We start from the raw sequence: 10,606 nt of genomic DNA, 5'->3' as shown, positions 1-10,606 counted from the left end.
GGGGGAATTGATCTCCACGTCCCCGCCCACGTTGCGTACGTTGCCGACAATGGAGACGCGCACACCCAACCTGCGCTCGTCCATGCTGCGCATCAAGAAACCGCGGCCGTGGTCCTGGATGTCGAACCCCAGATAAAAAGCTTGCGGGTTGATGGGCGTTGGGGGGCAGGAGCCGCCGCTGACTGTCACGTACGTGACGTCCGCCCCGGAATGGCGAGCGCTGTTGGCCACGGCCTCAGTCACGGCCTGGACCAGTGCCTGAGCGATTTCCGTGGACAGGAAGGCCCGTGGTTGGCCCACCGGGCGGATGTTGGGGGTCAGGGAGGTGAAGCGGACGCGGGAGCGCCACGGAGTCAGCGCCTCCAACAGCTCGTCCTCCAGTACATGGACCAAGGTGGTGGCGGTGCCGGAGGCCCGCTTCTCCTCAAAGGCCAACACGCCCAAGGCGCGTTGGGCCAGTTCTTTGGTCCGTTTGGACACGACGCCGGGGGCGCGTGAGGCATCCAGAAGGGCTGCCATCACGTTGTCGTGGATCAACCGGTCCAGTCGTTCCTGGTCCTCGGCCTGGCTGTGTGAGCGCTTGGAGGCTGTGGCCTGGGCCAGAGCATCATTGTAGGCCTCATCGGCGTTGTCCCCCACCTTGCGAATGGTGGAGATCAGCATGATGGCCACCACCATGAACATCAGCCGGGTCAGACTGGCCTCCCAGGGCAGGCCCTGCTCCACGGAAGAGTCCAGCACCACGCTGAACGTGGCGTACAGGGCTGTGCAGACACCGGCGTAGACCAGTGCCGTGACCACGCCCCAGACGTAGACCACGGCAAGGGAAGCCACCATGAAGAACGACGGGATCCAGGGGTTCTGCGTGGCCACCGTGTGGGGTGTCATCAAGGGCATGCAGGCCACGGCGGCAAACCCCAGGACCGTGAGCACCACCAGAGGCCAGATCACCACTTTGCGTTGGATTCCCACAAACAGGATCACCACGGTGTTGACCAGGTGCAGGAACAGGAAGCCGAAACTCCAGGAGTAGAAACTCTGCCCCAACTGCTCCAACCGCGGCAGGCTTTCGATGATCAGACTGAAGGAGAAAACTGCCAGACAGATCTGACACAACCAGTACAACCGGTAGGCGTAGGGCCCAAGTGCGGTGGGGGAGGTGATGGAAGGTAGCCCAGAGCGGCGCAGGCGGGAGGGCACGCGCTTGTAGTTGAGCTGGGGGCTGATGGCGGAGTGGCTCACGAGGGGGTGGGGTCCCTAACGTGCAGAAACGACAACGCGGGGCAGTGCGAGGCAACCGCAGCACCGCGGGAACAAGGATCTAGAGGCGCAATTCCACGGAATTGACGTCAGCCTCCGGTTCCACCAGACCGTCTTCGATCGCACGGATGCGCAGGTCGATCTTGGTGGGGGCGGGGCGACCGATGCGTGCGTACTTCTCACGGATGCGGTCGATATTGGTTTTCACAGCGGACTGCTTGATGCCCATACGGCGGGCCACCTGGACCTGGGCGAACCCGGATGCGTAGAGGCGCAACGTCTCCTGTTCGCGGGGAGACAGGTTGGCGCGGGCGAATTCGACGTCGCCGTCAATGGCCGCTGCCAGCTCCTTGGTGATCACCGGTTTGCCTTCGGCAATGTTGCGAGCTTCCTCGATCGCGTGCTCCAGGGGCTCGGACTTGCGGACCAGGCCCAGTGCGCCGGCGCGCAGTGCCTCACGGATCAAGGCGGCGTTCTCACCCACGGAGAAGATCAAGACCTTCATCCCGGCCTGGCGCAGTTTCTCCACATTGTCCGAGGGGCGGGAGCGGTCCGTCAGGGAGAGGTCCAACAGGACCACCTCACACTCGATGCGCTTGGCACCGCAGGCGGTCAGTGCAGCGTTCTCTGGGTCCCGACCCAACTGGTCCAGCAGCGCGGGCACGGTTGCAGCGGAGCCCACCAGCTTGACGTCGGCCTGGGACGTCATGGAGACCAGACGAATGCCCTCACGGACGACTTCGTGATCGTCGACGACGGCAACAAGAGTGGACGGCATGAAGACACCTCGGGTCGATTTGGGGGAGCCGTACGGTGCCAGGGTGTGGGGTCCCCGGTGGCGCCGAAGACTTCGACTTCATCGAGCCCCCACGGCTCCGTCCGCCTCCTAAGCGGGTGGATCCGATCTCGTGGATACCCTCACTATACGGTGCCGGATGCCGCCACGACGTGCCCAGACCCCCATCTAGATGAAATTGCCACAAGATTCTTGGGGTGTGGGGGTGGTCCTGACCGGGACCTGGCGGCACTGCCCCAGGTAGGCTCGTGCGTATGCCTGAGCACAATCCCGCCTCCTCGTCATCGGCTCCCGGAACCTCCCGAGAGTTCCTGGCCGCCCGGCCCTGGCAGGCCAGCTACGACGCCGGAGTGCCCCATGATCTGGACCTTGCGGAAACCTCTCTGAGCCACATGTTCGAACGCTCGGTGGCGCAGTTCGGTCCCAAGCCGGCTGTCAGCTTCTTCGGCGCGGACGTGACCTACGAGGACCTCGGCAAGGACGTCGAGCGGGTGGCTCAAGGGCTGAAGGACCTGGGTGTTGAGGCAGGGGACCGCGTGGCCATCGTGCTGCCCAACTGCCCACAACACATCGTCGCGTTTTATGCAGCCATGCGTCTGGGTGCCGTGGTGGTGGAACACAACCCGCTCTACACCGCTCCTGAGTTGCGTCACCAGTTCGAGGACCACGGTGCGCGGGTGGCCATCGTGTGGGACAAGGCTGCGGCCGCAGTGCAGTCCTTGCCCAAGGACCTGGGTCTGGAGCACATCATCTCCGTGGACATCACCCAGGCCATGCCCCGTCTGATGCGCACAGCACTCAGGCTGCCGCTGAAGAAGCTCAGGCAACAGCGGGCCAACCTGACGGCACCGGCCACAGGCACCACGCCGTGGAAGGAATTGGTCAATCACCCGCCGATCGCCCACGATCACCCGTACCCCACGGCACACGACCTTGCCGTGTTGCAGTACACCTCCGGCACCACCGGCCTGCCCAAGGGCGCCATGCTCTCCCACCGGAACCTGGAGTCCAATGCCGTGATGGGGCGGGAGTGGTTGGATTCGGGGTCCAAGGAGGTGGTCTATGGTGCGCTGCCGCTCTTCCACGCCTTCGGGCTGACCCTGGGCATGACCTTTGCCATGTCTTTGGGGGCCTCATTGGTGCTGTTCCCCACCCCGCGCCCGGATCTGATCATCGGGGCCATGAAGAAGCACCGGGCCACCGTGCTGCCCGCCGTGCCGCCGGTCTACCAGAAGGTCATGGAAGCCGCTGATGAGAAGGGTGTCTCCCTGGAGGGAGTCACGGTGGGTGTCTCCGGTGCCATGGCACTGCCGGTTCACCTGGTGGACGAATGGGAACAGCACACCCACGGCATGCTGATTGAAGGCTACGGGCTGACCGAATGTTCCCCCCTGGTCTCCTGCAACCCGCTCAATGACCACCGGCGGGCCGGATCCATCGGCATTCCTTTCCCGTCCACGCAGATCCGCACCGTGGACCCGGAGACCATGCAGGACGTGGACAAGGGACAAGAGGGTGAGCTGTGGGTCCGGGGCCCGCAGGTTTTCCAGGGTTACTGGAAGCGCCCGGATGCCACCGCCGAATCCCTGCGTGACGGTTGGTTGCGCACCGGGGACATCGTGACCGTGGACGACGACGGCTTCATCACCGTGGTGGACCGTCTCAAGGAAATCATCATCACCGGTGGCTTCAACGTGGCCCCCAGCGAGGTGGAAACCGCTCTGCGGACCAGCGACGCCGTGGAGGACGCCGCCGTCGTGGGCCTGAAAACCGAGGACGGCACGGAAGTTGTGGTGGCCGCGGTGATTTCCGCGGAGGGGCACAGCTTTGACGAATCCGCGCTGCGCGAGCACTGCTACGCCAAGGTGACCCGGTACAAGGTTCCCCGGCGCATCGTGGAGGTGGAGGACCTGCCGCGCACCATGCTGGGCAAGATCCAACGCCGACTGGTGCGGGAGGACCTCCAAGGGCGTGGAATCGACCTGAGCCACAAGGGCTGAGGGGTGGCCGTGGACCTGCGCCAGCTCAACTACTTCATTGCCGTGGCCGAGGAACGCCACTTCGGGCGAGCGGCAAAACGACTGCACATTGCACAGCCCCCGCTCTCCCAGCAGATCCGCCAGTTGGAGGAACAGTTGGGCGTCAAGCTGTTTGACCGGACCACCCGGCGGGTGGATCTGACGGCAGCGGGGGAGTTGCTGCTTGAGCGTGGGCGGGCGATCGTCAACGACGTCGAGGCGCTCAAGGCGGACGTCTACCAGGTGGGTGCAGGTGTCACGGGCGTGCTGCGCGTGGGGTTCTCAGGATCGGCCACCTACAGTGTGATGCCGCAGATCGTGCGCGCTGCCGGGCAGGCTTATCCGGGGCTGAACGTGGATCTGCACGGGGAGATGTTGACCCCCGCCATGGAATCCGCCCTGCTGGACCGGAGTCTGGATGCCGCCATTTTGCGGCCGCCGGTCACCAGTCAGGAGATCGAGTACCGGATCATGCAGCGCGAGCCGCTCATGGTTGCCATCCCGTCCCACTCGCCGCTGGCAGAGGATCGGCCGGTGTCCATGCCGGAACTGACGGACCAGAAATTCGTGACCTATCCGCCGGGCTCGGTGGTGTATCGCGAAACCGTTGAGCTCTGTCGTGCTGCTGGGTTCAAGCACCGGGTGGCCCACATTGCGCAGGAAACCTCCACGGTGCTTTCTTTTGTGGCGGCTGGTGCGGGGGTGGCGGTGGTGCCGTCCAGCGTGCGCGCGGTTCAGTTGCAAGGGGTGCACTACCGCGAGCTGGAGAATGCGCCAATTGTTGAGCTGGCAATTGCCTGGAGACGTGAAGGACGCTCGCAACTTCTGGCGAATTTCGTCACACTGGTCACTACTGATATTTCCGACCATGATCCAACCGGGGATTCAGTATAGATACCAGAACAATGCGCTGGCCACAGCTCTGAATGAAAGGCCTCTTCAGCGATGAAGATTGCGGCCGTCCAGGCGATCCCCTACGCCATTCCCTACCGCACGCCCCTGCACTTCGCCTCCGGGGCCGTTCACGTCGCCGATCACGTCCTGATCAAGATCACCACCGACGACGGCGTGGTGGGCTGGGCGGATGCTCCTCCGCGTCCCTACACCTACGGAGAGACGCAGAAGTCGATCGTGGCAGTGGTGCAGGACGTCTTTGCCCCGGAGCTCATTGGTCTCTCGGTTTTCGACCGGGAAAAGGCCCAAGCCGTCATGGCGCGCACCATTCACAACGAATGCGCCAAGGGCGCGGTGGACATCGCCATGTGGGACTGCATGGGACAGATTCTGGGGCAACCGGTCAGCACGCTCCTGGGCGGGTACACAGACCACATGCGGGTGTCCCACATGCTGGGTTTCAAGCCCGCGCAGGAACTGTTGGACCTTGCCCTGGGGTTCCGTGAGCAGTACGGAATCACCACGTTCAAGCTCAAGACCGGGCGGCACCCCGTTGGCCTGGACGTGGAGGCCGCACGCGTGCTGCGTGAAGGGCTGGGCCCGGAGGTTGAGATCTACATGGACGCCAACCGCGGGTGGAGCGCCAACCAAGCAGCAGAGGTTTTGCGCCAGATCGCGGAGTTGGGGCTGACCTTTTTGGAAGAGCCTGATGATGCCAGGGAGGTCCTGGGGCGTCGTCGTCTGGTGACGCAGTCGGCCATCCCCATCACTGCAGATGAATCCGCTCCCAACCTGGGGGAGGCAGCCCGGGAAATCCTGACCGGAGGTGCCAACATGCTGGCGGTGAAGACCGCTCGGACCGGGTTCACCGAATCAGCCAAGGTGGTGGCCTTTGCCGAGGCCGCCGGGGTGGACGTGTACGTAGGCAATCAGATCGACACCCAGGTGGGCACGGTGGCCTCTGTGGTCTTCGGTGCCGCGTTGGCCCACACCTCCCGCCGGGCGGGGGAACTGTCCAACTTCCGGGACATGGCAGATGACCTGCTGGCTGAGCCGTTGCAGATCCGCGACGGCGCGATCGCGGTACCCACCGTGCCTGGTGCAGGCACTCAGATCGACCCCGAAAAGCTGGAGAAGTACCGCGTGGACTGAGTGGTGACGTGTTCCGCTTACCTCCTCCGAGCAGTGACTTGTGCCGCTGATCAGTGCCGATGGGCGGCGCAAGTCACTTCTCGAGGGGGAAGTGTCTCTGATGGGCGGCGGAGCCTCTAGTGGTCAGCTGTCGGCGCGGTAGCGGGCGGCCAGTTCGCTGCGGGAGCGGATGCCGTATCTCCCGTAGATCCGGGTCAGGTGGTACTGCACGGTCTTCTCCGCGATGAACAGGGCCCGTGCCACCTATTTGTTGGTGGTACCTCTGGCCACGAACTGCGCCACGGCCTGCTCCTGTGCGGTCAACTGCACGGTGTCCTGGGATTGAGTGCTGCCGGGAGCATCTGCCCCCAGACCCTGGGTCAGCACGCCGGCCTCTGTGTCCACTCCGGCTGCCTTCAACTCTCGATCACAACGGGTCACGTAGGTCTTGGCGCCGAGTGCCACGTACAGTTCCCGGGCAGTGCGCAGAATGGAGGAGGCCAAGCGTCGCTTGCCGGCCCGGCGCATGCTCTGACCGTAGGCAAAACAAATCCGCGCTTTCAGATACGGCCGGTGGTGTGCGTTCAGGCATTCCAGGGCCTTGTCAAAGTGCAGCCGGGCATCGTCAGCCTCACCGCGGGCCGCCAACAACCGCCCCCGAGCCCATGCCAGACGGGCACGGTCCGTGTCCGAGCCCGGAACGGATGCCAGAGCCTCTTGGGTCTTCAGAAACTCCTCGGCCTCATCCAAGCGGTCCGTCATCACCAGCACATTGACCATGGTGTCCTGCCAGGGCCAGAACGATGATCCGTCCACGGACTGGGGATCAGTGCTCAGCAGTGGGTACATGGCCTCGTAAGCACTCTCGTAATCCGCACGAGCCTCGTGGTAGCGGGCACGCGCCAGAGCGGAGGGGACCGCCATGGCGCGGTAGCCGTCGCTGGGCGCCGTGGTGAGTTGGACGTAGTGCTGGGCGCGGTCCCAGTCCCCCCGAATGGCGTAGAGCTCGGCTGCGGTCCAGTACAACAGCGGTCGCATGAGCCGCATGCCGGAGGACTCCAGCCGGACGGAGGCCCGTGCAATGGTGGCAGCAGCCGCGTCCCAGTCACCCAGCACCAGTTGGCACCGGGCCAGCCAGGCCTCGGCCCACAGGGAGATGCGCAGGGAGCCGCCTCGGTACTCCGTGGGGATGGCGGCCTCGAAGTGCAGGTGAGCGGCCTCGACGTCGTCGGTGCGCAGGGCGAACCACGCGTAGCCCATCTGAATGCGCTGCTTCTGGGCAGTCTCTGCGGCCTCCGTCATGCGGGTGCGGTAGACCGTTTCCGCGGCCTGGACCTGCTGGCTGGCAAAGAGCCCCAGACCGTGGATGGCTTCTGCCTCAACCCACACGGGTGCCGCGCGATCCACCAGTTCCAGAGTCTTGTTGGACCACTCCACCATGGCCGCACCATCCCAGTTGGCCAGACCGTGCAGCACCTGCCGTTGGGCGATTCGAGCCGCTGTGGAGGGATCGTGTTCAGGGCGTACGGTGCGCCAGGCCATGTCCAGGTGAGCCTTGGCACTGGCGAACTGCCCCGTGACCACCGCCAGATGGCCCAACACGGAGGAGCGCAGGGGAGAGGACGGGAAGGACTCGATGGTGCTCAAATAGGTGGCAGCCTGCGTCAGGTCGCCGGAACCGATCATGGCGTCCACGGCGTGCAGCAGCCGCAGGTCACGTTGTCGGGGTTGGTCGGAGAGCCGGGAGGCGGCAAGCATGGCTCGGGCAACGGCGGACCAGACACCGGCGCGCGCCTGGTCACTGGCGTAGTCCTCCAAGGCATTGGCCAGCTGAGCGTCCGGCCCGGGTGTGGCAGCCACCCGGTGGCTCAACTGCACACCGGGGTCGGAGACCACGGAAGCCGCAGTGCGGTGCAGTCCTATGCGCACCGTGGGCGGGATGGAGTCGTACACCGCCCTCTCGGCACCAGGTTCGGTGAAGGTCACGTGGCTCTGGGTCTGGGAGACCGTGAACTCCAACAATTGCAGTTCGTGCCCCTCGTCCAGGGCGCTCAGGACGTCCTGCACCTGAGCCAGTTCGGAAACTGCTTGCAGCTCTGCCCCGGGCCCAAGGACTGCCACGGCGCGGGCCACGTCCACCAGCTGTTGCGAGCCCCGGGCCAACTGGGACCGGATTCTGGCCCGTACCCGGTGGCTTGGCGGAAGATGAGGCAGCCTGCCCTGCCATGCCTCGTTCGGAATTTCCTGCATGAGCTCCACCAGGCGCAGAGGCAGGCCTGCCGTGTGGTCAATCAACGTTCGCACCGTGGTCACGTCCAGATCCGTGCCCAACAGGTGCCGGCCCAGCTGGCCCACGGCCTCCACCGGCAGGGGCGGCAGCACAATACGGCGCACCTGGTGGCCGGAAACGTAGTCCAGAACACCCACGGGGACGTTCTGGGACTGCTCAGAGTCCAGGGTGAACAAGAACATCACCTTGGCTCCATGCAGGCGGCGTGCGGTGAAGATCAGGATGCGCAGCGTGGCCTCGTCCACCCACTGGAGGTCGTCGATGACCACCAGCACCGGCCCGCGGCGTTGCAGTTGACCAAGGTGCACCTGCAGGGTCTGGGCGTAGTTGACGGCTTGGTCCGGGCTCAGTTGGGTGTGGATTTTCGACGGCGGCAGCTCGCCGCCGTCGAATCCTTTGCTGCTGCGCAGAGGTGCTGTGGACATCAATTGGGTGTAGCCGGCCAGGGAGAGGGAGGACTCCCATTCATCGCCCACCATGGAGAGCACCGTGGTGGAACGGGTCTGGGCCTCCTGGAGGAACTCGTCCAGGAGCCGGGACTTGCCGCTGCCCAGCGCCCCTTGAAGCACCACGGAACGGCAGCTTCCCTTCCTGACCTCTTTGAACACCTCCCGCAGCACACCCATTTCGGCCTCGCGGCCCACCAGGGGGTAGTTGTGCTGTGGGGGAGATGCTTCGTCGACCATGAGCCAGATGGTATCGACAGTGACAGGTGCCACGATCTCAGCCCTGGTCGCCACCACCCACCGGCAGGACCGAGCCGGTGATGTAGGAGGCTTCATCCGATGCCAGGAACACGATCGGTGCTGCCTGCTCCGCCAACGTGCCGTATCGCTTCATGTAGGAGGAGGAGACCGTCTGGTCCACGATGGCCTGGTACCAGGCCTGTTCCTGCTCTCCTTCCGGGCCCGGGCCGCGCTGCACCTTGCGGGGCGGTGCCAGGGTGCCACCGGGGGCGGTGGCCACCACACGCACCCCCAGTTCCGCCACCTCCAGGGCCAATGCCTTGGTCAGGGCATTCACACCACCTTTGGATGCTGCATACGGCACCCGGTTGATCCCGCCGGTGGCAATGGAGGAGACGTTCACAATGGTTCCACGGCCGGCCTCCAGCACGGTGGGCAGTGCAGCGTGGCAGGCGAACAGGGTGGGGAACAGGGAGCGGTGAATTTCCTTCTCGATCTTCTGGACGTCGTACTCCTTGTACGGACGTGCCCAGATGGTGCCGCCCACGTTGTTGATCAGTACGTCAATGCGGCCGTACTCCTTCAGGGCCACCTCCACGAACTGACGTGAGCTGCCCGCATCCTCCAGATCCAGACCGCCCAGGGGCAGGGCGTAGCCGTAACCGTCCGTGCCGGCGGCACGTTCGTTGATCTGCGCGGCAACCTCCTCCACCACCTCGGAGCGGTCCACCAGCAGCACCTCGCCGCCTTCGGCAGCGATCCGTTCCGCCACCACCTGACCGATTCCCTGGGCGGCTCCCGTGACGACGACGGCCTTGCCCGCAAACCGACCCGGGGTGATCAGGGCGGGGGCGGTGGAGGTTTCAACGGTGGGCATCCCGGAGACGTCGGTCCCGGTGCCGCCGGTCATGAGTTCTCACCGCTGACCATGGGCATGGTCCCGGTCTCCACGGCCACGACTGCCTCTTCCATGGTGCCCTTGGCCGCGGAGGTGTGTGCCTGCACGATGTCCAAGGCCCGGGACAGGTCCTGGGCGCGGAAGGCCTGCACCAGGTCGTGGTGGTCACGGGCCACGGATTCAAAGATCGGAGAACCGTTGCTGATGGTGGCAGACATCTGCCCCCGGGTGTCCAGGCCGCGGTAGGCCTCCAGGAGCACCGGGTTGTTGGCCACGGTGAACAGGTATTCGTGGAAGGCAAAGTTGGTGCGCACGAACTCCTTGGCATCCGTGACCACACCGTCTTGGACCGTGGAGTCCACATCCGTGGCCAAGCGGTTCCAGTTGTTGAGCTGCTCCTCCGTGATCTTGGAAATCATCAACTGCACCACGGCAGTCTCAAGACCCGCGCGGGCATCCAGGTGTGCTGCCGTGTCTGCTGCCCCGAACTGGAGGCGCCCGGTCTGCATGGAGGACACGGCCTCGGCCCCGCTGATCTGCTCACCAACAGCAGCCACCGTGTCTGCGGAGACCGGTGCGCCGGTTTCGGGGCCCTTCACAGATGAGCATGGGTAGCGGTGTGCGCGTGGGCGT

General features: G+C 64.9%; 9 protein-coding genes. 3 read left to right on the top strand and 6 right to left on the bottom strand.

Annotation, left to right across the window (positions count from 1 at the left end; genetic code table 11):
• A partial coding sequence (locus L979_RS07075) for an ATP-binding protein (RefSeq protein WP_052209629.1) occupies positions 1-1,242 on the bottom strand: 1,242 nt, incomplete at its 3' end.
• A 79-nt stretch (positions 1,243-1,321) separates the two neighbouring features.
• Positions 1,322-2,038 (bottom strand): response regulator transcription factor, encoded by a 717-nt coding sequence (locus tag L979_RS07070; protein WP_047690912.1) that lies wholly within the window; start codon positions 2,036-2,038, stop codon positions 1,322-1,324.
• A 272-nt stretch (positions 2,039-2,310) separates the two neighbouring features.
• Between L979_RS07070 and L979_RS07065 the strand changes: the two genes are divergently transcribed.
• Genes L979_RS07065 through L979_RS07055 form a run of 3 tightly spaced genes read left to right on the top strand, consistent with a single transcriptional unit; the run spans position 2,311 to position 6,120 of the window.
• Positions 2,311-4,056 carry a long-chain-fatty-acid--CoA ligase gene (locus tag L979_RS07065; RefSeq protein WP_052209628.1) on the top strand — a complete coding sequence of 582 codons (1,746 nt, stop codon included), beginning with the start codon at positions 2,311-2,313 and terminating at the stop codon, positions 4,054-4,056.
• 9 nt (positions 4,057-4,065) lie between these two features.
• A complete protein-coding gene (locus L979_RS07060) occupies positions 4,066-4,968 on the top strand; it encodes a LysR substrate-binding domain-containing protein (RefSeq protein WP_047690917.1) in 903 nt (300 codons plus the stop codon).
• Positions 4,969-5,019: 51 nt separating this feature from the next.
• The gene (locus tag L979_RS07055) at positions 5,020-6,120 is read left to right on the top strand and encodes a mandelate racemase/muconate lactonizing enzyme family protein (protein ID WP_047690910.1); all 1,101 of its coding nucleotides are present in this window, start codon (positions 5,020-5,022) and stop codon (positions 6,118-6,120) included.
• 123 nt (positions 6,121-6,243) lie between these two features.
• On the opposite strand, the gene L979_RS16690 is transcribed toward L979_RS07055, so the two are convergent.
• From L979_RS16690 to L979_RS07040, 4 genes are all read right to left on the bottom strand, one after another.
• Complete coding sequence (locus tag L979_RS16690; RefSeq protein WP_231559437.1) at positions 6,244-6,363, bottom strand: LuxR C-terminal-related transcriptional regulator; 120 nt, start codon at positions 6,361-6,363, stop codon at positions 6,244-6,246.
• Positions 6,364-9,075, bottom strand: coding sequence for an AAA family ATPase (locus tag L979_RS07050; protein ID WP_231559436.1), 2,712 nt, complete (start codon positions 9,073-9,075; stop codon positions 6,364-6,366).
• 37 nt (positions 9,076-9,112) lie between these two features.
• On the bottom strand, positions 9,113-9,985 hold the full coding sequence (locus L979_RS07045; RefSeq protein WP_304413460.1) for a 1,6-dihydroxycyclohexa-2,4-diene-1-carboxylate dehydrogenase: 873 nt from the start codon (positions 9,983-9,985) through the stop codon (positions 9,113-9,115).
• The coding region (locus tag L979_RS07040) for an FCD domain-containing protein (protein ID WP_231559435.1) at positions 9,982-10,606 on the bottom strand (625 nt) is incomplete at its 5' end. The genes L979_RS07045 and L979_RS07040, both read right to left, overlap by 4 nt.

Source organism: Kocuria sp. ZOR0020, assembly GCF_000800955.1.
Lineage (GTDB): Bacteria > Actinomycetota > Actinomycetes > Actinomycetales > Micrococcaceae > Kocuria > Kocuria subflava.
The sequence above is the reverse complement of the archived record's forward strand: the minus strand, read 5'-3'. Positions and strand labels throughout refer to the sequence as shown.

What these genes read in the sequence shown, in the direction of transcription:
- L979_RS07055 (WP_047690910.1), top strand. Translation starts at nt 5,020, where the DNA reads ATGAAGATTGCGGCCGTCCAGGCGATCCCCTACGCCATTCCCTACCGC.
- L979_RS07050 (WP_231559436.1), bottom strand. Translation starts at nt 9,075, where the DNA reads ATGGTCGACGAAGCATCTCCCCCACAGCACAACTACCCCCTGGTGGGC.
- L979_RS07065 (WP_052209628.1), top strand. Translation starts at nt 2,311, where the DNA reads ATGCCTGAGCACAATCCCGCCTCCTCGTCATCGGCTCCCGGAACCTCC.
- L979_RS07070 (WP_047690912.1), bottom strand. Translation starts at nt 2,038, where the DNA reads ATGCCGTCCACTCTTGTTGCCGTCGTCGACGATCACGAAGTCGTCCGT.
- L979_RS07045 (WP_304413460.1), bottom strand. Translation starts at nt 9,985, where the DNA reads ATGACCGGCGGCACCGGGACCGACGTCTCCGGGATGCCCACCGTTGAA.